The following is a 24,359-nucleotide window of genomic DNA, read 5'->3' as shown; positions in this document are numbered from 1 at the left end:
TCAGGAAAACAAAAAACCCGACTATTGTCGGGTTTCGTTTTTGTGGGCGGAAAGCGAGGGATTCGAACCCCCGGACCTGTTACAGTCAACAGTTTTCAAGACTGCCGCATTCGACCACTCTGCCAGCTTTCCGGAGGCAAAAGTACAAACTCCGGCTAAATCTGCAAACTATGATTGTGTTTTTTTTATATAAAATTGATAATTACTTAACACAGAGCGAGAAAAAATTATTTCTTCTGAATGTTTTCTTCTATTGGCTCCGATTTTTTGAAGAGATTGAAGGTAGGGCGGATAATTTTTACACTTCTTTTGCTTACATCAACACTTGCATTCAGCTCAAAACCGATGAGTAAAATCAAAGAATTGAGGTAAAGCCAGATCATCACTACGATTAAAGTACCAATTGAGCCATACACTTTATTGTATGAGCCAAAATGGTTAATGTAGTAAGAAAAGCCCCAGATAGTTATAAAAGCCAGAATAGTGGCCAGCCAGGAGCCTGCGCTAAAAAGTTTCCACTTTTTGGTATGAGATGGGCCATAGCGGTATAAAATAGAAATGGTAATAAAATACAGCGCGGCCAATAATGCCCAACGGGTAAAGTTTACTGTATAAACCAGGAAGCTGTCTTTTAAGTGTAATTCGTCATTAATTTTAGTCAGTAAAACATCGCCTAAAGCCATGGCACTGATGCATATGATGATCGAAAAACAGATAATAACGGTTAATATCAATGCAATTAAACGCTGTTTTAACCAACCCCTGGTTTCGATAATCAACGATGATTTGTTAAAAGCTTTCATCAGGTTCTTAACTCCATTGGTTGCAAAGAATAGTGCAGAGAAAAAACCAAAGGATAACAATCCCCTGTTTTGGTTTTTTATGATATCCTTTAGCGTTGTTTCAAAAGCATCAAATGCGTTATGTGGCAATACCAGTTGGATCAGGTTTAAGAGCTGATCCTGGAAACCTTTTATCGGAATAAAGGGGATAAGTGTAAAAAGAAAGATAATACCCGGGAAAATGGCCAGCATAAAACTGTAGGCCAATGAAGAAGCCTTATTAACCAGGGTATCTTTACCAATTTCCCTGAAAAAGAAAGTGGCCACCGTATATAATGGGAGTGGACTAAAACCAGGCAAAACACATCCTTTGGTCCATTCGATAAACCTCGAATAGAGCTTAAGTTGTAATAATTGCCTATGTAACCATTCCATTGTAAATACTAATTAAAAAATACCGATAATTTCTCCATAAAATTTTCGGGTGGATTTGTAGGTTTATTTTTTTTCATATCTACAAAAACAAGCGTGGTGGCCCCCAGGTTAATCAGTTCTTCCTTTTCGTTATACAACTCGTATTCAAAAAAGATCCTGATACCGGGTAACGTTTTTATAATCGTTTTTACTGTAATTTCCTGATCGTAAAGTGCAGGTTTAATGTATTTGCATTTTAGTTCTAAAACAGGCATCATAATACCATCTGCTTCCATAGAGCTGTAGCTCATGCCTAAACTGCGCAACATTTCTACCCGGCCTACTTCGTAATATTGGGCATAGTTACCATAATACATATAACCCATTTGATCGGTTTCGCCGTAGCGCACCCGTATTTTTGTACTGTGGCTATACATTATTTAAATATGTTCCTTTTGTTTAAAGCCTCGCGGTATTTTTTGGCATTTACTTCATGCTCAGCCTTGGTTTCGGCAAAGTTATGGTAACCCGAAAAATCTTCTTTAGCACACATGTAAATGTAATTGTTCTTATCGCGGTTTAATACGGCATCTATTGCATTTATGCTCGGCATCATAATTGGGCCTGGAGGCAAGCCTGCATATTTATAGGTGTTGTAAGGCGATTGTACCTGCAACAGCTTTCCGGTTACCCTTTTAACCGTAAAATCGTTATTGGCAAATATTACTGTCGGATCGGCTTGTAACAATATGCCTTTGTTTAAACGGTTTAAGTACAGGCCAGCAATAATTGGCATTTCTTTATCGTAAAGCGCCTCACCATCCACAATAGAAGCAAGGGTATAAACCTGAGCCGGGCTAAGGTTTAAGCTTGCTGCCTTTTGTTTGCGTTCTGCATTCCAGAATTTATCATATTCCTTGTGCATCCGTTCAAAGAAATCAACCGGCGAAATGTTCCAATACATTTCGTACGTGTTTGGGATGAACATGGTGTAAACATTATCCTGGTTAAAGCCATATTTGGCAATCAGGGCAGTAGAATCTAATGCATTAATGAAACTTAAAGAATCGGCTTCTAGGTTGCTGGCTAAATAGGCAGCAAAGTTTTCCTTTTTGCGGATGTTATGGAATTTTAGCTTAACCGGATCCTGGTTACCGGCTTTAATCAGGTTAATCAAGGTACGGTTGGTCATTCCCTTTAACAAACGGTAACGGCCTGGTTTAACACTATTGGGTAAGTTCATTTTACCGGCTGCTGCAGTAAATGAAGAAATACTTTTTACCAGGTCTTTCTTTTTTATTTCGGCTACCAGATCATCATAGCTGCTTCCGGTTTTAATGTATAAATATTTTTGATTTTCGGTAACGTTAGGGGCAAAGTATAGCCTGTAAAGGTTTAAAGCAAAATAACCGCCTATTAAAATCACAACAAGTGCAATTACTAGTGCTACTTTTTTGCCGGTACTCATATTCTTTTTTTCTACTTCAGTCATCGGTATTTTATGCGAAATTATTGTTGTTTGTTAGATAAGGTAATATTTATTTTGGTGCCAATAGCCACTTTGGTCACCGAATCGGCCACCATAGGGTCTTGCTTGATAATTATTGCTGCAGCGCTATCTGTAACAGGACCATCGTAAATAATGGTACCTAAACTCAGGTTCGAGCCTTTTAAGCTAAATTTAGCCTCGTCCATGGTTAAGCCCATTAACTGTGGGATTTCTACTTCCTCATTTCCGCGTCCGTCGCCCAGTACAAGGTTAATGCGTGAGCCTACCGGAACAATCTGACCAGCCGTAATGGGTTGACCGCCAAATGAAGCTTCCAATACCACATCGCGGCTCACATCAGGCCTGTAAGTGGTATCGCCAAGTTTCAAGCGCGAACTCTCAATAAGGGCTTGCGCCTCTCTAAGGGTTTTAAACGCAATATCAGGAAATTTTGTATTGGGTGTTTTACCTGCATTAATCGTTAAGTAAATGGTGCGGTTATCTTTTACAAAAGTATTAGGGTCTGGATCCTGGTCGATAACAATACCCGCCGGTTGGTCAAGAATAAAAACCGAATCTACTTCGTATTTTAAGCCTGCATCTTCGAGTTTTTTTACAGCTTGTTCAAACGGCAGCCCTTTAACCAATGGAACATTTAAACCCTGACCATGTTTGGTGTAATATCTTAAGCTAAAAAAAGCGATCAGCAGCAAAACAATAACGGTAATTACGGCTGCTAAAATGTTGTTTCTAAAGGATTTCGTTTTTAAGTAATCTATAAATTTAGACATGAATCTTAAATTTTGGGTTATGCATGTAAGCTCAAATGTAGCTATTTTTAATTATTGAATGTAGAATAGATTAGGGGCATAAGCAATTATCCGTCCAAATTATATTGATTTTATTTATTGTATATTCTATGGTTCAAAATTAACTAAAGAACAAAGATATTTATATTTTTGAGGATATATTTATATTCAATTTCTATTTATAACAGGATTTCAGACATGAAAAAAACGATAGCATTGTTAACAGGCGGTACCACAGGCGAATGGGTAGTTTCGGTAAAAAGTGCGGCAACTATTGCGCAACATATCGACCCCGAATTATACGATGTTTATAAAATTATGCTGAACGAAAAGGGCTGGTTCTACGAGCCTGCCGATTCGGTAAAAATTGAAATTGATAAGAACGATTTTTCGTTAACCTTAGAGGGAAGAAAAATAAAGTTCGACGGTGTATTTATTGCCATACACGGTTCGCCGGGTGAAGATGGTAAGTTGCAGGGCTATTTCGATATGATTGGCATTCCTTACACTACCTGCGATGCTTTGACTTCATCTATTACCATGAATAAAGGCTATACCAAAGCAATTGTTGAGGGGATAGATCATTTATATACCGCTAAATCGGTGCAGATCTTTAAAGGAGGCAATTACAATGTAAATCAGATTAAGCAGGATTTAAGGCTTCCGTATTTTGTTAAACCCAACAGTGGTGGTAGCAGCATTGGTATGACCAAGGTTAAACATGCTGATGACCTGGAAGAGGCAATTGAAAAAGCGTTTAAAGAAGATAGCCAAATCCTGATAGAAGAATTTGTTAGTGGCCGTGAGTTTTCGATCGGTATTTTTGGTGCCGAAGGAAAGATTATTGTTTTGCCTACTACCGAAGTTATTCCTCAGAATGAGTTTTTCGATTTTGAGGCTAAATACACACCTGGTGCCACCGAAGAGATTACGCCAGGCAACATGAATGAAGAAGAACTGGTTAGGGTACAACAGGTTGTAACTGATGTATATAAAAAGTTAAACTGCAGGGGCGTGGTACGGGTAGATTATTTCCTGGAGCACGAAACCGGCAAGTTTTATTTTATTGAAATTAATACCATTCCCGGTCAAACCGCTACCAGCTTTATTCCACAACAGGTAGCAGCAATGGGCATTACACTGAAAGAGTTTTACACCCGGTTAATGAAAGAAACCTTAGGCTAGTTTAAAATTAACTGAAAAATGAATATCCAGAAGCTTATTGACAGCGGTTTAAAGGTAAAAGCTTACGCTAAAGATTTGGTGATTTACGAGCCCGGCATGCAGCCCAGGTATGTGTATTTCATTAAATCAGGAGAGGTGCGCATGGTAACTGTGAGCGATGAGGGCAAGGAGTTTATTCAGGGCGTTTTTAAAGCTGGTCAACATTTTGGAGAGCCAGCATTGCTTATTAACAAACCTTATCTGGCCTATACCGTTACCAATAAAGATTCGCAGCTTATAGCCGTAAATAAGGATGACTTTTTCTGTCTGATTAAGCATGAGCCTGATTTTAGCATGAACCTGATCCAGACGCTAAGTCACCGCTTATTTTATAAATCGATGATGCTCGAAGAACTGGCCAATGAAAAAGCCGATCACCGTTTACTCACCATCATCAATTATTTACTACAGGATATTGCTGAAGGCGAACATTTAAAGGTAACCCGCCAGGAACTGGCCGATATGACTGGTTTACGGGTAGAAACGGTAATCCGTGGTGTAAAAATGCTAGCTGAAAAAGGTTTCATTAAAACTGTTAAAGGAAAAATAGTAAAAAGGGTAAAATAAGCTCCAAAGCGGAGTAAAGAATGTTGGCCTTAAAGTTCTTGCTGTTTTGGTTGTGCTATTTACTAAGCAATAAACTAATGACCAATGAACGATCAATATGACACAGATCATAATTTAGTGGAATATTAAAGCCTAACTTTGTAGTATCAAATCAGAATATTATGGCTGAGTTATCAAAATTTCAATCCTTTTTACAATGTAAATGTCCACGTTGCCGCAAAGGCGATATTTTTACAGGAAATGCTTATTCGTTCAGACTTCAGAAAACAAATATTAACTGTCCGCATTGCAATTTAAAATTCGAGCGCGAACCTGGCTTCTTTTATGTGGCCATGTTTGTGAGTTACGCCATGAATGTTGCTGAGATCATTACCATAGGAGTGGCCTCCTACATTTTGGGTTTACCATTGGTTTATGAAAACCTTTGGTATTATGTTGCCTTGATATTAAGCGGTGTGCTACTTTTGTCTCCCATCAATTACCGCTATTCGAGGGTAATTTTGTTGCACTATTTAACACCAGGCCTGCATTACGTACCTGGAAGCGGCGATTAATCGGCGGCAAGATATAGGAAGGGAAGTCAGATGGAAACATCTGACTTCTTAAATTATAGCAAATTAAAGTTTGCCATACTGAGCCTCTTGAAGGGCTTAACTATAAAGAGATTTCTCGACTCCGCTCGAAATGACGGATAATCTATTAAAATCGTCACCTTGAGCATCTCGAAACGCAATGTCTCATCATCAAGGTTTGCCCTTCATTGGGTGCTGTACATATTCAGACCAGCCCACCACTTTACCGTCTTTCATTTTAAAATCGTTGAAGCAATTTACGGTATCTGTTTTACCATCTTTCATGGTCGAAATCTGTTTGTACCACAAGCTCACCCATTCTTCTGATTTATCTTTGCTGATTACCGATTCCATATCTTCCATATCGATCTGGATATGCTTAAACCGGTCTATTTCGTGTTGTGCTTCACCTAAAAACTGACTTCTGGTGCCTTTAAAGCTGTAGTTATCGACCATAAGCCAGATGCTATCGCCAAGAAAAGGTTTAACAGCTGCTGTATCCAACGATGCAAAACCTTTTAATGCGCTCATGGCAGCAACCATGTTGCCTGGTTCAGGGTTCATTTCCCAATTATGCACTTTTTTAGGCGTGTAAGGGTACTTTGTGGTATCGGTAGCTACCGTGTTAGTTGTTTTTGCTTCCTTACTCTGGCATGCCGCCAAAAGTAAAGCCACCGCAAAGAGGGGGACTAGTTTTTTGATCATAATTAGTATAGTTAATGGTTACTTAAATATACTAATTAACTGAATACTATTTATTTAAATTCTTTCTGATAATTTCTGTCAGTCCTTTAACTTTCTCTTCGGAGGTTAACTCGTAACGGTATTCATCTTCGATACTGCCCATTTTGGCTTCAGTATTTCTATACTCCATTTTACTGGCCACAAACCCCTTTGCTGAAGCATGAAATTCTTTAGCACCTGTTTTGGTAATCAGTTCCTGTATGTTGCCCTCATTTATGCCCGCGCCTGGCATAATTGCAATGCGGCCATTAGCTTGTTTAACGAGCTGCGCCAGTTTTTCGATACCTAGTGGGGCGTTTGGTGCACCACCTGAGGTTAAAACCCGTTGAACTTTGAGCTCAACGAGGTCTTCTAAGGCCTGAACCATGTTATTACTCATATCAAAAGCCCGGTGAAAAGCCACGCCCATAGGCTGTGCAAGTGCAATCAGTTCGGCACATCTGGCTTTATCAATGCTACCATCAGCATGAAGTATACCAATAACTACCCCTTCACATTTTAAAGATTTACAGGCAATTATATCTTCCTTCATCAACTCAAACTCTATATCTGAGTATAAGAAATCGCCACCCCTTGGACGGATGATCGGCCAAATGGCAATAGTGAGATTTTTTTTAGCAAGCGCTATTTGTCCGTAGCTTGGGGTAGTACCGCCTTCGGCCAGATTATCGCAAAATTCAACCCTGATGGCACCACCTTTTTGTGCTGCCAGGGCAGAGGTATAAGAATTGGCACATACTTCTAATCCACCAACTATTTCTTTATTATGCATGTTGTGCTTTGTTTAATGTTATGCTTTGGGTCCTTTTGGGCCAAGTACTACCCAACCTTTAGGCGATTTATAGGTATTTAATAGTTGAACGGATTTACCACCGTCGGGATGCCAGCACACTTCGGTAATTACCCAGTGCGTTTCATCGATCTTTTTACGTTCGGGGAAAGCATTCTGGATAGCTGAAAAATCAGGAAAACCGTTTTCTTCTATATTTTTGATGAAAGACAGTTTTAATAATTCGGCAGTTTCTGCGATTAATGCTTTGTTGATATCCATATCCATGCCTGAAAGCATTGTGGTGGCTTCTTCAAGAAAATCTTTACAATCCATTGCTGCATTGATATCCTTGTAGTTATAAGCTTTTTCTAAGGATAGAATTGCACCTTCGGGTGTTTCCAGGTTTGTTTTGAAATGATCAACCCCCTCATCGATATATAAATTAATTTGCTGATCGAATGCCATTTTATCTTTATCCGGAATGTTATCGCGGATAGCCCTGATGGTGTAACCGCCAATTAAACGACCGTCTTCGATAATCATCCAATCAGATATCAGCTCGCGTTTAATTCCGATTTTTTGGTTCAGTTTTATGTTATGAACATTAACAGGAGCATTTCCGACAGTACCAAATAAATTCCCTTCATCATCAAAATGAGGATCGGTTAACCAGATATGTTCTCCGTTATCTCCATCAATAATCATCACTTTCACTGAAAAGTAATTCTGATGTGGCAATGGGTTTTTCAGGCTGGCTTCAAAATACCAAAGGGTGAGCACTGCTTTTTCAATGGCCCAATCCATTTTTTCATTATCCTCGGGAATAATAACCATATCTGGCTCGCCTTTACGTTCGGCAACGTTCTTTTTACCGAAAATCTTTGCTAATAGTCCCATTGGAGTTTTATTTAGATGTGAGCTATGAATATGGCAATTAGTAGTAGCTTTTGCCTTTAATTAAAAGATCTTGCTTTTCGGCATTACAAACCGCATAGCTGAAACCCTGCTGAATGGCATAAGCACCATATTCGCCTTTTTTGTTAATGGCTAAGAAACCAACCTGGATATTTTTAGCAGTCTCAGGTTTCTTTTTAATGATACGCATTACGGCTTCTTTACAAGCTGCTTCGGGGCTATAACCTTGTCGCATGAGTTCTACCACCAAAAACGAGCCTACATTTCTCACTACTTCTTCGCCAACGCCGGTAGAGGTTGCGCCACCGATTTCATTATCTACATATAAACCAGCACCAATAATAGGGCTATCGCCAATGCGGCCATGAAGTTTATAAGCCATGCCACTGGTAGTACAGGCGCCAGAAATATTGCCTTTGGCATCGATAGCCAGCATACCAATGGTATCGTGGTTATATTGGTTTCCGGGTAATTTTTGAGGGGCAGCTTTTTGGTAAAGCTTATTTTCAATATTCATTACCGGCGCATACTTGGCTGTTTTTAACCATTCCTTCCATGCTTTTTCGCTTGCAGGGGTAAGCAGGTTTTCTTTTTTAAAGCCTTGTTCTAATGCAAACTGAAGTGCTCCATCGCCCGCCAACATTACGTGAGGCGTTTTTTCCATTACTTTACGGGCTACCGAAATGGGATGTTTAATGTACTCGAGTGCTAAAACTGCACCGCAATTGCCTTGCTCATCCATAATACAGGCATCGAGCGTTACACGACCATCACGATCGGGTAAACCACCATAACCCACCGACTGATTTTTTTCGTCAGCCTCAGGCACCCAAACACCTTGCTCAACAGCATCAAGCGCCCGGCCGCCTGTAGAAAGTACTTTCCAGGCATCGGCATTGGCCGCAATCCCAAAATCCCAGGTCGAAATTACAATAGGGAAATTAGCTGCTTTTTGGCTTCTCTCTGGAACTACAGCTGCTATGCTGCTTTTGTCAATAGCCAGTAACCCGGCAGAAAGGGCAGAGGCTTTTATAAATTTACGGCGGTTAAACATGTATGTTGGATGGTTTGTTGTTTTATTTGGTTAAGTGTATAAATCGGTTAACTGGTTAATCGGTAGTTACACTTTGTAAATTGTAATTTGATTATTGGTTATTCTCTAACTTTTGGTTAATTGTATAAATCGTTTAACTGGTTAACTGGAGGTTGTAGTTTGAAAATTGCAATTTGATCATTGGTTATTCGCTTGGCCTTTGGTTAATTGTAAACCTATCTGCATCTTTAAGAAAAGGAAACTGTCGCCTTATTTTAACCAATTCTTCGTAATTGATACTAAAGGTATAGAGATCTTCGTCTTCTGGTTTGTAATAAACGGTATTGCCATAAGGATCTAAACACATTGATAAGCCACTGTGGTAAATCTGGTTACCATCATGCCCCACGCGGTTTACAGCAATAACATAACTTTGGTTTTCTATAGCACGTGCCGGAATTAAGGCTTTCCAGTGCGCCGAACGTTTATCAGGCCAGTTAGCTACCAGCAGTAAAATATCGTATTCCTGATCTACATTACGCAACCATACCGGGAAACGGAGGTCGTAGCAAATGGCTAATCTGATTTTCCAGCCTTTCAGTTCAACCACCAGTTTTTGCTTACCGGGGCTAAAATGTTCGTCTTCATCGCCCATGCCAAACAAATGGCGCTTATCGTAATGCTGGTGCTTTCCATCTGGTTCCATCCAGATTAAGCGGTTGTAATATTGGTTATTTTCTTTTATAATGATGCTGCCGGTAACCACACAATTATATAAATCGGCCATTTTGTGCATCCACTGCATGGTTTTACCACCCATTTCTTCGGCTAAGGCTTCGGAGTTCATGCTAAAACCGGTGTTAAACATTTCGGGCAGGATAATTAAATCTGTTTTTTCCCGTACACCCATCGAGAGGCGAAGAGCAAGGTTTAAGAGGTTCTTATCGATGTTTTCCCAAAAAAGATAAGCCTGAAAAACAGTTACTTTCAGGTTTTCTATTTGAGTGTAAACAGGTGCTTCCATTTCTATATGAGTTTGGTGCCGTTAAATATTCTTTAATTTCTCTGCAGCTAAAGCCAGTGTTTCGTGCTCTTTGGCAAAACAGAACCTGATAATCTTGTGGTCGGTACCTTTCTGGTAAAATGCAGAAACAGGTATTGTGGCCACACCAAATTCTTTAATCAGCCGCATACTAAAATCGGTATCTTTTTCATCGCTGATGTTCCGGTAGCTAACGCACTGAAAATACGATCCGTTACAGGGTAGTAGTTCTAACCTGCTTTCGGCCAGCAGACTTCTGAAATAATCACGTTTCTCCTGAAAAAAGGCAGCGATTCCGGTGTAATTGGTAGGTGTTTGCAAATAAGTGGCAATAGCTTGTTGCATGGGACTATTAACGCTGAAAACATTAAATTGGTGTACCTTCCTGAATTCTTTGGTTAGTTTTTCGGGTGCTAGGCAATAGCCGAGCTTCCAGCCTGTAGCATGTAAAAGCTTGCCGAAAGAGGCCACAATGAAGCTCCGCTGCTTTAATTCGGGATATAACATTACACTTTGGTGCTTTTGCTCATCGTAAATTAAATGCTCGTACACTTCATCACTCAAAATCAAAATATCTGTACCAGTAACCAGTTTAATCAGGGCTTTCATGTCATCAGCTGATAAAATGCTGCCTGTTGGGTTTTGTGGCGAATTTAAGATGATCATCCGGGTTCTTGACGTAAAAAGCTTCTTCACCATATCCCAGTCTATGGCATAATCGGGAGGGGCAAGTTCGTAGGTCTTAACCAGTCCGCCAAGCAGTTTAATGGTTGGTGCGTAACTATCGTAGGCTGGTTCAAATATAATTACCTCATCTCCAGCACTGATGATAGCGGCCAGCGCAGTAAAAATAGCCTGAGTACCTCCGGCCGTTACTGTAATTTCGGTATCAGGATTATATTTTACTTTATAAAGGTTTTCTACTTTAGCAGCAATGGTTTCTTTTAAAACGGGCAAACCAGGCATGGGTGCATATTGGTTAAAACCATCCTGCATAGCCTTAGTCACCAGTTCAACCAGATTTGGATCGCATGCATAATCCGGAAAACCCTGCGATAGATTAATGGCATTGTGTTCTGCCGCAAGCTTGCTCATCACCGTAAAAATGGTGGTACTTACGCCAGGAAGTTTAGATTGTATATTCAGCATCTTATAAGCGAAAATAGGAAAAAAAGCTTAAAGCCTATAGCAAAGCCCTTAAAAACGATAGGTCAGGGGCATCAATTAAAGTTTATATCAGATTAAACCCTGAGTTTAATATCGTGTCAATGCAAATGGTGTTGGCTTTGGTGATGATTCAAAAAGCAGTGGGTCAAAACGTATCATTTCCAATATAATTTAAGCTTATTTATAATTATTCCAAATTAAACCATTTCCTTTGTAAGGCAATCTCAAATTAACTTGAATATGAAATTTAAACACCTGGCCACAGCCTTTCTGTTGGTGGTTACAGCTTCTTCTTTTATTACGCCGGTTAAACCCTTGCGTACTTTTGTATCCAATTATGAAAATGTACTGGGAACATCGTTAGAGCTAAAATTTAAAGCGGCCACTCAAGCTGATGCCAACCTCGCAGAAGCACGTGCCCTGAATGAAATTGATCGTTTAGATCATATTTTAAGTGCTTATAAAGCTGATAGTGAATTTAGCAAATGGATGAATAATAGACAGCAAACCGTTAAAATTTCGCCCGAATTATTTGAGGTATTACAGCAGTTCGAACATTATAAAACGGTAACCAATGGCGCCATCGATGCTTCGGCAGAAGTGATTAGCAGGGTATGGAAAAAGGCTGCTGAAGCCAATCGTTTACCCACTGAAGCGGTATTACAGGATGCAGTGAGCCTGGTTAAACAAAAGCACTACAGTCTTGATGCACAAAATAAAACCGTTACGCGCCTGAATCATGCACCACTTGCTTTAAACTCGTTTGCCAAAAGCTATATCATCAATAAGGCTGCAGAAGCCGCTATGCAGGCGCCAGGGATTGAAAATGTGGTGGTTAATATTGGTGGCGATATGGTGATTAAAGGTAGCCAAACCGAAAACATTGAAATTACAAACCCTAAGGCATCTGCCGAAAACGAAGCCGCTTTAACTACGGTAAAAGTAGCCAATATGGCTGTAGCAACCAGTGGTAACTACCACAGGGGTTTTAGCATAGGTGGCAAATGGTATTCGCATATCGTTGATCCACGTAGCGGAAAGCCTGTATCAGAGATTATCAGTGCTACAGTTATCGCAACCAATGCAAGTGAGGCCGGTGCGCTGGCAACAGCCTTTAACGTACTTACCCTAAATGAAATTGCGCAACTAACTTCGGGCAACAATGATATCGCCTATTTATTGGTTACTAAAGACGGCAATGAGGTTAAGAGTAAAAACTGGAATAAATACGAGCTTGTAGAAGAGAAAAAGACTGTTACCAGCCCAAAGGCTAACCGTGCCGATAAACTTTGGAATACCAAATTTGAATTGCTGGTTAATCTCGAAATTGCCAGTATCGAATCGGCTGATGGTCGTAGGGTACGCCGTCCTTTTGTAGCGGTTTGGGTAGAAGATGCAGCAAAAAACCCTGTTCGCAACCTGGCCATCTGGTACAATAAACCCCGCTGGTTACCAGACTTAAAATCGTGGACGAGATCAAACGGCGATGAATTTAAAAAAGGTGCCGAAGGCAAATTGAGTTCAACCAGTTCTGCAACTCGCGGCCCGGGTAAGTATAGCTTAGTTTGGGACGGTAAAAATGATAGCGGACAATTGGTAAAAGAAGGCAAATACACCGTTTATATCGAAGTGGCTCGTGAGCACGGTACCTATCAGCTTATTTCGAAAGAAATGAAATTTGCCGGCTCAGCACAAAAATTAGAATTAACCCCCAATCCGGAATTAGCATCAGCATCACTTGAATACAGAAAAATCGGAACCGCAAAAAAGTAGTTTAATTGCCGTACCGGCAGGTTTAGGTAAAATGGCAGTAAAAAAAGAGAGTGGCAAAGGTAAGGGTAAAAAGCGTTTAGCCGGATTATCGCGATGGCTGCACATTTACCTTTCGATGGTGAGTTTTACCATCCTTTTATTCTTTGCCGTTTCGGGTTTAACTTTAAACCATGCCGATTGGTTTACCCCAGGCAAAGAAGTGGTTACCAAAGATTCGGGAACAGTTAACCTCAAATGGATTAAGGTAGCCGATACATCAAAAATTAATAAATTGCAATTAGTAGAATTCCTGCGGAATAAACATGAGGTAAAAGGTGCTTTGGGCGATTTTAGGATTGAAGAACAGGAGTTAAGCTTAACTTTTAATGGGCCTGGTTATGTAGCAGATGCTTTTATCGATCGTGAAACAGGTAAATACGAACTTGCTGTTACGCGGATGGGTGTTGTTGCGGTAATAAACGATTTGCATAAAGGCAGGGATTCTGGCAAAGCCTGGTCGTGGATTATTGATATCTCGGCTGTATTGATGACACTGGTTTCTATTTCAGGGATTATTCTGATTTGTTTTATTAAAAAGAAACGTTTGAGTGGTTTTATTATCGCTGCAGCAGGAACGATTGCTTGTTATTTGATTTATAAGTTTTTAGTGCCATAATTGTTTACCACAAAGACAGAAGAAACACAAAGCCGTGTTTATTTATAAAAAATGCTGAAAGAAAATCGTGGTGTCATCAGTCTTAACCGTCATTTCGAACGAAGTCGAGAAATCTAACTAGTTTAGCCCCTTATTGTTAGAAAAAATAAGATCTAATACTAAACGCCTATGTTTTTCCCGCAGATATAAATGATTTTACCGCAGATCATATTGATTTAATTACTAATCTGAGTGCCTTTTCTGCGAAATCAGCGGGAAATAAAGTGCTTAAAAACTTAATGCGCCACTACAGCCGCATCAGCGCTTGCTTCTACTTCACTAACAATAAACCTGCGGCCAATTAACAAACAAAATAGCGCGATAAACGCTGCTGCTGTCATTACCAAAGGCATAGGCACAACCGAATGTTCGCTAAACAAACTTACCATTACCGAAGCCAGCGCACCCAAACCCATTTGTAATGCTCCCATTAAAGCCGATGCACTACCGGCATTTTTAGAAAACGGGGCCAGCGATAATGCTGCTGCGTTGGGGTTAATAAGTCCTAAGCAGGCCAGAAACAAAGCGATAAAACCAATAGTACTGTATAAACTGAGCCAGTTATTTAAGGCAAAAATTAAGAATACAAGACTAAATATACACTGGGCAACTAACGCCCAGGTTACAATCTTTTTACTGCTGAACCATTTTAATATTAAACTATTCACCTGACTCGAACCAATAAATGAAACCGATAGCAGCGCGAATATCCAGCCGTAACCTGTTTTACTTACTTCGTAAATTTTCATAAACACGGTTGGCGATGACGATACATAGGCAAACAAGCCAGAAAAGGTAATAGCGCTGATTAAGGCATAAGTATAGAACTGAGGTTCTCGTAATACGGTGTAAAAGCTGGTTAATATAGGCTTCGGCTTTAACGAATAATTTGGATCGGGCTTATAGCTTTCAGGCAGCTTGAAAATAGAGGCCAAAAGCATTAAAACTGCCATGAAACCTAAAAATACGAAAACATATTTCCAGCCCAGTGCCGAAATTAAATAACCACCGGCAGTAGGAGCCAGCATAGGCGAAACGGCAATCACCAACATTAACGAAGCAAATACCTTAGGGCTTTCTTCTACTGAAAACAAATCGCGCACCATAGCAACTGAAGCTACAGCAGTGGCACAGCTTCCGATGGCTTGTACAAAGCGTAAAACAATGAGTTGGTTTACATCAGTTACGGCTAAACATAAAAATGAAGAGAGTATATAAAGTCCCAGACCAAAATACAATGGCTTTTTTCGGCCATATTTATCCAACAGCGGTCCATATAAAAGCTGACCAGCCGAAATTCCGATAAAAAAGCTGGATAAGGATAGTGAAACTACAGATTCGGTGCTTTTTAAATCTTTGGCAATATCTACAAAACCAGGCAGATACATATCAATAGAAAAAGGACCAAGGGCAGCAAGTGAACCTAAAATAAGTATTAAATAGAAGTGTTGTTTCTTAGCCATGATCTGTTAGTTTTTCGGAGGCGCAAAGATTGGGAGATTTAATTTGCTAACCTAAATTTGCGGGTCGAGCGATTGTAAAAATTACAGTTGGCGGTTAAAATGAATAAATTAGCCCGGAACTGAACGTAAGGTTCCTGTTAAAAAGCATAATCTGCGCTGTAATTTGATAGATTATATTTAGATTTATTGCCTATGACTTTTAAAACGAAAGAAAGCCGTTTACTACTTGTTCTGGGTAGTTTTTTTGTGGCCAATGCTATATTATCAGAGTTTATTGGTGTTAAATTATTCAGTGTAGAAGAAACCATTGGCATGAAGAAGTTCGACATCAACCTATTAGGTGTGCCACATCTTTCGTTCGTAATGTCGGCAGGGGTACTAACCTGGCCCATTATCTTCATCATGACAGATATTATAAACGAGTATTTCGGGGTAAAACAGGTAAGGTTTTTATCTATTCTCACTTCTATTTTAATAGCCTTTGCTTTTATCGTGGTTTGGGGATCTATGCATTTAAGCGCAGCCGATTTTTGGGTGCATCAAAATATTAATGGGGAAGACCTGAACATGAACAATGCCTTCGCGGGTATTTTTGGGCAAGGCATGTGGATTATTGTCGGCTCAATAACCGCCTTTATTATAGGCCAGATGGTTGATGTGCTCATTTTTCACCGCATTAAGAAAATTACGGGAGAGCGGGCCTTGTGGTTAAGGGCTACGGGTTCAACACTCATTTCTCAGTTTGTAGATAGCTTTGTGGTAATTTTTATTGCATTTTACCTTAATCCACAATACCACTACACCTGGAAAATGGTTTTTGCCATAGGCTTAGTGGGCTATACCTACAAATTTATTGTAGCCATTTTAATGACCCCGATTCTGTATCTGGTACACCGGATTATTGACGGCTATTTAGGCAAAGATTTGGCGCATAAGTTAATGAAGATGGCAGGCAGAGGATAACAATAAAAACTAACCAAATATAAATACTTATGAAATTAAATTATTTAATGGGCCTTGCTGTGCTCTCACTTGCGGCTTGCAATAGTTCGGCAGAAAAACAAAAAGATCAGTCGCTGAATATTGAAGGCACCTGGCAGTTGGTTTCGGCTACTACCTCGCAGCATGGCAAAAGTGAGGTAACGGATTATACCGGTAAACTGAAAATGATCAAAATGTTTAACAATACCCATTTTGCATTTTTAAAACACAGTGTTAACCCTAAAGATACTGCTGATTTTGATGCCGGAGGCGGAACTTTTGTACTGGATAAAGATAATTATACCGAACACCTCGAATATTATAAAAACAAAAACTGGGAAGGAAAGACTTTTAATTTCAAACTCAGCATCAATAAAGATACTTTAACCCAACAAGGCGTAGAAAAGGTAGAAGGAGAAGGGGTGGACCGGGTGATTATTGAAAAGTATGTTAAAGTAAAATAAAACACAAAAGGCCGGACTCGCTCCGGCCTTTATGCTTAACAACAAAACAAATAAAAAAATTAACCTTAAAAATTAAGAAGCTGTTTAAAAATGAATAAATAATTCACAGGTCTATCAGGTGGGTGAGGACACCCACCTCTAGCGAATCCTAATGGGCGGTGGAGACAACGCCCATTAGATATTTCACAGAAATTTAAACAGTTTCTAAGTTTAAAGGGCTGCCAGTTCTTCGGCAAAAACATTTTCACTCAGCAGCTCCTGCTTGTAAATCTGCCGGCCGGTATAGGCCACAAAAACAGATTGATCTAAAAGCAATTCGCGGTTCTTGATCAGGCTTTCCAGCTTAACTGTTCCAACCACATATTTATAACTATCGGCAGCATAACGTTCGCTAATGTTATCAAATTCCAGTAAGGTAATCAGATCTTCATCTGCGTAGCGTAAATACACTTCCAGTAAAATTTCTTCAGTATGTTTTACACCGTTTTCTGAGTGGTACTTTTTATACTCATAACGGTAATCGTAGCGTAATGCGGCAATATCCGACAATACAGCTGCACCGGTTGGATGGCCACCTGCACCTTTACCATAGAAAAACTGTTTATCGGCAAAAGCAGCCTGTACTGCTACAGCATTATACTCGTTTTCTACATTATACAAGAAATCATCCTTAGCTACTAGTTTAGGCAAAACATAAGTTACCACATCTTTGGTATTTACCTTACGGGCTGTTGGTACCAGTTTGATTTTAAAATTTTTCTCGCGTGCATATTTAATATCGTACTGCGAAAGGTTTTGGATACCAATGTTCAGGATGATATCGGGGTTTACAAATAAACCATAAGCATGGGCCGTAGCAATAGCCAGTTTATATTTCGGATCGTAACCTCCCACATCCAAAATAGGATCGGTTTCGGCAAAACCTAAGTCCTGAGCTTCTTTCAATGCCGAATCGTAGCTCTGGTTTTCGTTAAATATTTTCGACAGAATGTAATTGGACGATCCGTTAAAAATGCCACTTAATGCATGGAACAATTCGTTATCGTAATATTCTTCCAAGTTACGGATAATTGGAATACTACCACACACTGCACCTTCATACAATAGGGAAGTACCGTGTTCTGCCTGTAAATCTACCAGCTCTTTTAAGTGGGTAGCAATCATTTTTTTATTGGCCGAAACTACATTTTTGCCATTTTTTAAGGCGGTAGTTACAATTTCGTATGCAGCATCTGCATCGTTAATCAATTCTACAATTGTATTGATTTCGGTATTATTCAGTATTTCGTTACGATCGGTAGTAAACAAATCTTTATTGAGCGTACGTTTCTTCTTTGGATCTTTTATCGCGATTTTAATGATTTCCAGATTCAGGTTCTGGCTCTGGATAATGTCCAGCAAACCTTGTCCTACAACTCCGAAACCAAATAAACCGATTTTTAAATTCTTACTCATTTTTATTTTGTGATTATACAGATAACCGGATTTTAACCGATCCTATTGTTCTTATATTTGTTTTTGTCTTTATTATTTAGCTTTACGCTTAAGTCTTTCTGCTTTTACTCTTTCTATGCAGTATGCTGTAATTTGATTATTTTCTTATCGCGGCTCTCTTTAATAAAAGTTCCGATAATATTGGTTAAAGTATTGGTTTCGATTAAGAACCCGTCATGACCATATTCAGAATGGATGGTGGCAAATTCAGCACCTGTAATGTGATCGGCCAGGTATCTCTGTTCTGAAATCGGGAATAAAAAGTCGTTTTCGATTCCAATTACCAGTGTGTTTGCTTTAACCAGCTTTAAGGCATCAGCTATGCTTTTGCGGTTGCGGCCAACATTGTGGCTATCCATTGCTTTGGTTAAATAATAATAACTGTATGCGTTAAAGCGATTGGTTAATTTCTCTCCCTGATAATTCTGATAAGACGAAGCCCTGAAATTATCAGTTTTATCGTTTACACTTTCTACCTGTGTGCTGCCATAGGCATTGTAAGTACGATAGCTTAAAAGTGCAATGCTTCTGGCTGCTTTCAAACCTTTAATGCCTCCATCAGGCTTATTGGCATAAAAAGTACGGTCGGTAGTAATGGCTAGTCGCTGACTTTCGTTAAAGGCAATTCCCCAGGGCGAATGCACGGCATTAGTAGCCACTAAAATCAGGTTCTCAATTTTATTCGGCTCAATAATGCTCCATTCAACAGCTTGTTGTCCACCTAACGAGCCACCAATTAATAGTTTAATGGTATCGATTTGTAAATGCGCCGCTAAAAGCTGGTGTGCTGATACAAAATCGCGGATGGTAAACTGCGGAAACGACAAGTAATAAGGCAGGCTGTTAACCGGATTGGTACTTAAAGGATTGGTTGTACCATAATTAGAGCCTAAAACATTAGCACAAATAATATAATGATCGTTTGGATTGAATAAAGCGTTTTGCCCAAACAAACCTTCCCACCATTCAAAAACATCGGCATTGGCAGTAAGCGCATGGCAAACCCATATTACGTTATCTTTCTTTGCGTTTAATTTGCCATATGTTTGATAAGCGATTTGCAGGTTACGGATTTTTTTTCCGCTTTCGAGCTTAAATTGTTTGTTATATTGATATGTTGATGCTGTGCTCATGCTAAAATAATGCTGATGGTAATAAAAAAAGGATTAGGCTTGTAAACTGGCTGCACTTACTGATAAGCCAATTGCTGCAAAAGCCTGCTCAAAATCGGCCTTAATGTCGTCGATATGCTCGATACCAACTGATACGCGAAGCGAGTTCGGTTTAACACCTGCAGCCAGTTGTTCGCTATCGCTTAATTGCTGGTGTGTGGTAGCCGATGGCTGGATAATCAGCGTTTTGGCATCGCCCACGTTTGCGAGGTGCGAAATCAGTTTTAAATTATCGATTAATTGGGTTGCTCTTTCTTTGCTGCCGTTTAACTCGAAAGATAAAACTGCTCCAAAGCCATTGCTTAAATATTTCTTTGCCAAATTATTGTATTTACTGCTGGCCAAACCAGGATAAGCCACTTCTTTAACTGCCGGGTGATTTTCTAACCAGGTAGCCAATTCTAAAGCATTATCTACATGGCGTTGTACACGAAGCGATAAAGTTTCGAGACCTTGCAATAACAGGAAAGAGTTGAACGGCGCAATAGCCGGACCTAAATCCCTTAAACCTTCTACACGGGCACGAATAATAAACTGAATATTGCCAAAAGGACCGTCGACACCGAAAACATCGCTAAAAACCAAACCATGGTAGCCTTCTGATGGTTGACTAAATTGTGGAAACTTACCATTTCCCCAGTTATAATTTCCGCCATCAACAATTACACCACCAATGCTGGTTCCATGTCCGCCAATCCATTTGGTAGCCGATTGTACCACTACGTTAGCGCCATGTTCTAATGGTTTAAACAGGTAACCTGCAGCACCGAAAGTATTATCAACAACTAAAGGAAGATCATATTTTTTGGCAATAGCCGCAATTTTTTCAAAATCGGGCACACTAAATGCCGGGTTACCGATAGTCTCTAAATAAATAGCTTTTGTTTTATCGGTAATTTTAGCTTCAAATTCTTCTGGCACATCCGGGTTAGCAAAATCAACATGAATACCCAAACGCTTAAACGCTACTTTAAACTGATTATAAGTACCGCCGTAAACATGAGATGAAGAAACAATGCTGTCGCCAGCCTCCAGGATATTATTTAAGGCAATAAATTGTGCTGCCTGACCAGATGCTACTGCTAATGCTGCTACGCCACCTTCTAAAGCTGCAATGCGTTTTTCGAAAACATCGCTGGTTGGGTTCATGATCCTGGTATAGATATTACCGAACTCTTTTAAAGCAAATAAATTGGCTCCATGCTCAGCATTTTTAAAACCGTATGAAGTGGTTTGATAAATAGGAACAGCCCTTGAGCCTGTAGTTGGATCGATTTCCTGACCTGCGTGTATTTGTAAAGTTTCGAATTTATATGAAGTTGACATAATCTTTAATGCTTAAATTTTTAAATGTTGAATAATCTGTAGGGATCAGATTAACCTAAAGGTTAAAGCTGTGTGGGCGTATCCCGTTTTAGCGGGACCTTCCAGTTTGAAAAACACAAAAAGGGAAGATTTTTAAATTACTGTATGCAACAGCACATACAAGTAATCGCCTGCATATTGCAACACATAAAAGACATAGAAAGATCTTCTACTTTTTTAAGGTTTGAACCAGGTTCGCTTAGCGATTGAAGATTTAATGTTTTCATCAGTTAAAATTTATATCACCAGATAACACCGTGTTAGCCAGTCAGGAATTGGCACCTTCTCTTTCTGAGGGTTGCCAGTGGGTCATGGAGCCAGTCTCTCGCCACTTCTTTATAAATCAACCTCTGAAGATTGACTTTTACTTAGCTTATTGCCAAATAATATTCCAAATGTCTGAATTTAATTTTAATCCACAAAATAAAATTTTGAATTTAAAGCAAGCTACTGTGAATGAGGGTGCTAATTTTAAATAATTAAGGCTCCTTAAATATTTTAATATAAAGTTAATGGTTAAAACTTTAAGTTTGTGTTACCTATCTAAATCTAATCATCATGAAAAATGTAAAATTCTATGGTTTGGCAATACTATTTACTGTTGCCTGCTTAAATAACGTTAATGCCCAGTTTGGTGGCTTAAAAGATAAACTACTAAAAGTGGGTACAGCACAGGGTGCTAAAGCCTTAGGGGTTGATAAATTCCTGAAACAGCCTGCTGCCATTACCACCAGTTTTGAAGATGTGAATCGCGAAGGCGAGATGATGCCCGATTTTAAATCGAAGGAGAAATTTCAGCCTTTATATTTATTACCTAAAAATCCGGAGGGCGGTTATGTGCTTTGCGAAGGTTTTTACGAAATGACCAATAAAAGCTATTGCCTTAAAGCCGGAACCTTTGCCCCTTCAAAAGGCGATGGCTACATGTTTGCTCCGGTTTTAGGACCCAAAGAAGAAATTGTAGTATCGATATTAAAGAGTGCCGAAAAGCACCCCGAAGTAGAACAGCACGATATTCAGGTTTTATTGTGGACCATTATTGCCCGCACAAAATTTGCCGATTACAGCGGCCAGGTTAAACTTACTGCCATTAAGTTACTTACACCTAAGCAACTTACCCAGTTAGAAGGTGGTGCTTTGGGCATTTTACCTTTTGATGTAATGGAGAAAGCTAAAGATCAGTTGCCATCAGGCTTAAAAGCTGTGTTTGAAGCCGAAAACAATATCAGGCAGTTGGTGGCATCAGGCAATTACACCTATGCTGATATGGAGAAATATGCAATTGTAGCAGGTATGGCACCTCCAAGAAGCGATGTGCCCAGCGGCATCTGGACCAAACATCCTGATGGTTATTATGTTCGCTATTTTCCTTCGGGCTATTCAATTACTAAAGTGCAGATTTATGTACCTAAAGAGTTATTGGCCAACGGCAACAAATTGGTTTACGATGCCGCAGGCGATATTGCTTGTCCGGCCAATACGGGTTCACAACGTTTAGCGCAAACCAATGAGCCTTTAGAAGCCAATTATTCGCTTAAATTAACTACGGTTTGTAACCCGAAATAGTTTTTAAGTCCTATAGATAACCCTATAAGGTTTTAGAAACCTTATAGGGTTAAATGCTAGTTTAAAGCCTGCTCCAAATCAGCAATAATATCATCTGCATGTTCCAACCCAACCGAAATGCGCAACAGGTTTTTAGGTGTTTTACTATCCGGTCCTTCAATCGAGTAGCGGTGTTCAATCAAACTTTCAACGCCGCCTAAGCTGGTAGCCTGCGCAAACAACTGCACTTTATTAACCGCTTTACTTGCTGCCTCTACACCACCTTTTACCAGGAACGACATCATACCACCAAAATCTTTCATTTGGCTTTTAGCAATTTCATGTTGGGGATGCGTTTCCAATCCCGGATAAAAAACAGCTTCTACCTTCGGGTGCTGATTTAAATATTTAGCTACTTTTTTACCATTCTCGCAGTGACCTTTCATGCGGTATGCCAGGGTTTTAATACTGCGCGTTAACAGATAGCAATCAAAAGGCGATGGAACGGCACCACCGGTTTGCTGCACATTCTTAATTTTATCCCACAGTCCATCCTTTTTCGCTGTAATCAAAACGCCACCTAATACATCGCTGTGGCCACCCAGGTATTTGGTACTGCTGTGCATTACAATATCAGCCCCGAGCAAAATCGGGTTTTGTAAAATAGGAGAGGCGAAAGTACTGTCGCAGGCAAAAGTTATATTGGCTGCCTTTGCAATTTTAGTTATTGCACTTATATCCGTAACTTTTAACAAGGGATTGGAAGGTGTTTCAGACCAAATGAGTTTGGTGTTAGGCTTAACAGAGGCTTTAACCAGATCCAGGTCTGTTTGGTCGACGAAATCAAATTCAAGTATATCGGCGAAAATGGTAAGTAATTGTTTTTTAAAGCCCCAATACATATCATCGGGTGCAATAATATGGCTCCCTGCTTTTAACGCCTGAAACAAGGCCATACCCGAAGTATTGCCCGATGAGAAAGCAGCTGCATCTTCACCGTATTCTAATTTGGCTAAAGTGTTTTCTAAAGCAGACCGGTTTGGATTGCTTACCCGGCTATACATATGGCCTCCAGGGTACCCGCCATGCTCATCGCGAAAAAAAGTTGTAGACAGATTAATGGGAGGAGTAACATCGCCTGTAGCACTGTTAACGAGATTAGATGCGTGAATAGCAAGGGTTTCGGGTTTCATGATAATAGGGGTTGATCGAAATAATATCAGATTGCAATTTAATATTTTGCAGCTAATTTAAACTTCGTAATTGTTTTGGCAAGATTTATGTAACAACTTTGACAGAATTTAAATTAAACTAAAATGAAAAGATTATTTATAGCTATCGCAATCGCATGTTCTACTTTAGTAATGTTACAAAGCTGCAATACTGCAAAAAGGGTAACCGCAGGTGTTACCGGTAGCAGAGGTACAGTAGTGCGCGACTGGGTAGTAAGCAATGTAGCTTTAGAAGGTTTACCTGATGGTGCCGTGCAAGGTTTATTCGGCGAGAAATCGTACAAATGCTTTCAGGGCAGTACCTGGAAATTAACCAACAGCGGTAACGGATCGTACACTTTACCGGCATCAAGCGCGTGCGGATCGGTAATGCAGACTATTTTCTGGTCGGCAGCACCAAAAGATCAGACTTTCCAGTTTAAAAAAATCTACGAAGGTGATAAAGCTAAAAACGTAACTGAAGGTTACCGTTTAGTATTAACCGAACTTTCGAGCACCCAAATGGTATTAAAATCGCCAATTGAATTTGGTGGCAGAACAGCAAACATCATTTTAACGTTTGTACCAGCTGCACGATAATATTTAGCATTGAAAAACATACCCGAAAGCACTTCTGAAAAGAGGTGCTTTTTTGTTGTGTGCCAGG

At 39.7% G+C, this 24,359-nt stretch carries 24 protein-coding genes, 1 tRNA gene and 1 riboswitch; of the genes, 9 read left to right on the top strand and 16 right to left on the bottom strand.

Features of this window, described 5'->3' with window-relative positions:
* Positions 1 to 47: 47 nt before the first annotated feature.
* The 5 genes from DBR40_RS13390 to DBR40_RS13370 all read right to left on the bottom strand — a co-directional run bounded on the left by DBR40_RS13390 (position 48) and on the right by DBR40_RS13370 (position 3,476).
* Positions 48 to 132: transfer RNA gene (locus DBR40_RS13390), tRNA-Ser, on the bottom strand.
* A 95-nt stretch (positions 133 to 227) separates the two neighbouring features.
* On the bottom strand, positions 228 to 1,217 hold the full coding sequence (locus tag DBR40_RS13385; RefSeq protein ID WP_124560261.1) for a YihY/virulence factor BrkB family protein: 990 nt from the start codon (positions 1,215 to 1,217) through the stop codon (positions 228 to 230).
* Positions 1,218 to 1,225: 8 nt separating this feature from the next.
* Positions 1,226 to 1,633, bottom strand: coding sequence for an acyl-CoA thioesterase (locus tag DBR40_RS13380; protein ID WP_039472572.1), 408 nt, complete (start codon positions 1,631 to 1,633; stop codon positions 1,226 to 1,228).
* Complete coding sequence (gene mltG / locus DBR40_RS13375) at positions 1,633 to 2,688, bottom strand: endolytic transglycosylase MltG (RefSeq protein WP_124560260.1); 1,056 nt, start codon at positions 2,686 to 2,688, stop codon at positions 1,633 to 1,635. Before mltG ends, DBR40_RS13380 begins: the two co-directional genes overlap by 1 nt.
* Before the next feature lie 17 nt (positions 2,689 to 2,705).
* On the bottom strand, positions 2,706 to 3,476 hold the full coding sequence (locus DBR40_RS13370) for a PASTA domain-containing protein (protein ID WP_124560259.1): 771 nt from the start codon (positions 3,474 to 3,476) through the stop codon (positions 2,706 to 2,708).
* Positions 3,477 to 3,692: 216 nt separating this feature from the next.
* Between DBR40_RS13370 and DBR40_RS13365 the strand changes: the two genes are divergently transcribed.
* From DBR40_RS13365 to DBR40_RS13355, 3 genes are all read left to right on the top strand, one after another.
* A complete protein-coding gene (locus tag DBR40_RS13365; RefSeq protein ID WP_124560258.1) occupies positions 3,693 to 4,679 on the top strand; it encodes a D-alanine--D-alanine ligase in 987 nt (328 codons plus the stop codon).
* 18 nt (positions 4,680 to 4,697) lie between these two features.
* On the top strand, positions 4,698 to 5,285 hold the full coding sequence (locus DBR40_RS13360; protein ID WP_124560257.1) for a Crp/Fnr family transcriptional regulator: 588 nt from the start codon (positions 4,698 to 4,700) through the stop codon (positions 5,283 to 5,285).
* Between the two features lie 161 nt (positions 5,286 to 5,446).
* Positions 5,447 to 5,839 carry a DUF983 domain-containing protein gene (locus DBR40_RS13355; RefSeq protein WP_124560256.1) on the top strand — a complete coding sequence of 131 codons (393 nt, stop codon included), beginning with the start codon at positions 5,447 to 5,449 and terminating at the stop codon, positions 5,837 to 5,839.
* 189 nt (positions 5,840 to 6,028) lie between these two features.
* Here the strand turns inward: DBR40_RS13355 and DBR40_RS13350 are convergent, their stop codons facing one another.
* The 6 genes from DBR40_RS13350 to DBR40_RS13325 form a co-directional block, all read right to left on the bottom strand.
* On the bottom strand, positions 6,029 to 6,562 hold the full coding sequence (locus tag DBR40_RS13350; RefSeq protein ID WP_124560255.1) for a hypothetical protein: 534 nt from the start codon (positions 6,560 to 6,562) through the stop codon (positions 6,029 to 6,031).
* A gap of 46 nt (positions 6,563 to 6,608) precedes the next feature.
* Complete coding sequence (locus DBR40_RS13345) at positions 6,609 to 7,373, bottom strand: copper homeostasis protein CutC (RefSeq protein WP_124560254.1); 765 nt, start codon at positions 7,371 to 7,373, stop codon at positions 6,609 to 6,611.
* A gap of 18 nt (positions 7,374 to 7,391) precedes the next feature.
* Complete coding sequence (locus DBR40_RS13340) at positions 7,392 to 8,270, bottom strand: YegJ family protein (RefSeq protein WP_124560253.1); 879 nt, start codon at positions 8,268 to 8,270, stop codon at positions 7,392 to 7,394.
* A gap of 37 nt (positions 8,271 to 8,307) precedes the next feature.
* Positions 8,308 to 9,342, bottom strand: coding sequence for a N(4)-(beta-N-acetylglucosaminyl)-L-asparaginase (locus DBR40_RS13335; protein WP_124560252.1), 1,035 nt, complete (start codon positions 9,340 to 9,342; stop codon positions 8,308 to 8,310).
* Between the two features lie 184 nt (positions 9,343 to 9,526).
* Positions 9,527 to 10,345 carry a nitrilase family protein gene (locus tag DBR40_RS13330; protein ID WP_199748341.1) on the bottom strand — a complete coding sequence of 273 codons (819 nt, stop codon included), beginning with the start codon at positions 10,343 to 10,345 and terminating at the stop codon, positions 9,527 to 9,529.
* Positions 10,346 to 10,366: 21 nt separating this feature from the next.
* On the bottom strand, positions 10,367 to 11,512 hold the full coding sequence (locus tag DBR40_RS13325; protein ID WP_124560251.1) for a methionine aminotransferase: 1,146 nt from the start codon (positions 11,510 to 11,512) through the stop codon (positions 10,367 to 10,369).
* Between the two features lie 258 nt (positions 11,513 to 11,770).
* Between DBR40_RS13325 and DBR40_RS13320 the strand changes: the two genes are divergently transcribed.
* On the top strand, positions 11,771 to 13,303 hold the full coding sequence (locus DBR40_RS13320) for a DUF2271 domain-containing protein (RefSeq protein WP_124560250.1): 1,533 nt from the start codon (positions 11,771 to 11,773) through the stop codon (positions 13,301 to 13,303).
* Positions 13,269 to 13,958: a PepSY-associated TM helix domain-containing protein gene (locus DBR40_RS13315; RefSeq protein ID WP_199748340.1), complete on the top strand. Its 690-nt coding sequence runs from the start codon at positions 13,269 to 13,271 to the stop codon at positions 13,956 to 13,958. The genes DBR40_RS13320 and DBR40_RS13315 overlap by 35 nt, the downstream gene beginning before the upstream one ends.
* Before the next feature lie 275 nt (positions 13,959 to 14,233).
* Here DBR40_RS13315 and DBR40_RS13310 read toward each other — a convergent pair whose 3' ends face one another.
* Positions 14,234 to 15,460, bottom strand: a complete 1,227-nt coding sequence (locus DBR40_RS13310) for a multidrug effflux MFS transporter (protein ID WP_124560249.1) — start codon at positions 15,458 to 15,460, stop codon at positions 14,234 to 14,236.
* Positions 15,461 to 15,652: 192 nt separating this feature from the next.
* Between DBR40_RS13310 and DBR40_RS13305 the strand changes: the two genes are divergently transcribed.
* Both DBR40_RS13305 and DBR40_RS13300 read left to right on the top strand, forming a co-directional pair.
* A complete protein-coding gene (locus DBR40_RS13305) occupies positions 15,653 to 16,423 on the top strand; it encodes a queuosine precursor transporter (protein ID WP_124560248.1) in 771 nt (256 codons plus the stop codon).
* 29 nt (positions 16,424 to 16,452) lie between these two features.
* Positions 16,453 to 16,905 (top strand): hypothetical protein, encoded by a 453-nt coding sequence (locus tag DBR40_RS13300; RefSeq protein ID WP_124560247.1) that lies wholly within the window; start codon positions 16,453 to 16,455, stop codon positions 16,903 to 16,905.
* Positions 16,906 to 17,115: 210 nt separating this feature from the next.
* On the opposite strand, the gene DBR40_RS13295 is transcribed toward DBR40_RS13300, so the two are convergent.
* The 3 genes from DBR40_RS13295 to DBR40_RS13285 all read right to left on the bottom strand — a co-directional run bounded on the left by DBR40_RS13295 (position 17,116) and on the right by DBR40_RS13285 (position 20,897).
* On the bottom strand, positions 17,116 to 18,360 hold the full coding sequence (locus tag DBR40_RS13295) for a homoserine dehydrogenase (RefSeq protein ID WP_124560246.1): 1,245 nt from the start codon (positions 18,358 to 18,360) through the stop codon (positions 17,116 to 17,118).
* A 113-nt stretch (positions 18,361 to 18,473) separates the two neighbouring features.
* A complete protein-coding gene (gene metX, locus DBR40_RS13290) occupies positions 18,474 to 19,532 on the bottom strand; it encodes a homoserine O-acetyltransferase family protein (RefSeq protein WP_124560245.1) in 1,059 nt (352 codons plus the stop codon).
* Between the two features lie 33 nt (positions 19,533 to 19,565).
* Entirely contained in the window at positions 19,566 to 20,897 is a 1,332-nt protein-coding gene (locus DBR40_RS13285) for an O-acetylhomoserine aminocarboxypropyltransferase/cysteine synthase family protein (protein ID WP_124560244.1), read from the bottom strand.
* A gap of 273 nt (positions 20,898 to 21,170) precedes the next feature.
* Positions 21,171 to 21,281, bottom strand: a riboswitch (SAM riboswitch).
* Between the two features lie 213 nt (positions 21,282 to 21,494).
* Between DBR40_RS13285 and DBR40_RS13280 the strand changes: the two genes are divergently transcribed.
* Entirely contained in the window at positions 21,495 to 22,502 is a 1,008-nt protein-coding gene (locus DBR40_RS13280) for a hypothetical protein (protein ID WP_124560243.1), read from the top strand.
* 56 nt (positions 22,503 to 22,558) lie between these two features.
* Here DBR40_RS13280 and DBR40_RS13275 read toward each other — a convergent pair whose 3' ends face one another.
* The gene (locus tag DBR40_RS13275) at positions 22,559 to 23,674 is read right to left on the bottom strand and encodes a trans-sulfuration enzyme family protein (RefSeq protein WP_124560242.1); all 1,116 of its coding nucleotides are present in this window, start codon (positions 23,672 to 23,674) and stop codon (positions 22,559 to 22,561) included.
* A gap of 123 nt (positions 23,675 to 23,797) precedes the next feature.
* Between DBR40_RS13275 and DBR40_RS13270 the strand changes: the two genes are divergently transcribed.
* Positions 23,798 to 24,292 carry a hypothetical protein gene (locus tag DBR40_RS13270; RefSeq protein ID WP_233603884.1) on the top strand — a complete coding sequence of 165 codons (495 nt, stop codon included), beginning with the start codon at positions 23,798 to 23,800 and terminating at the stop codon, positions 24,290 to 24,292.
* Positions 24,293 to 24,359 lie beyond the last annotated feature (67 nt).

This window comes from Pedobacter sp. KBW01 (assembly GCF_003852395.1).
Lineage (GTDB): Bacteria > Bacteroidota > Bacteroidia > Sphingobacteriales > Sphingobacteriaceae > Pedobacter.
The sequence above is the reverse complement of the archived record's forward strand: the minus strand, read 5'-3'. Positions and strand labels throughout refer to the sequence as shown.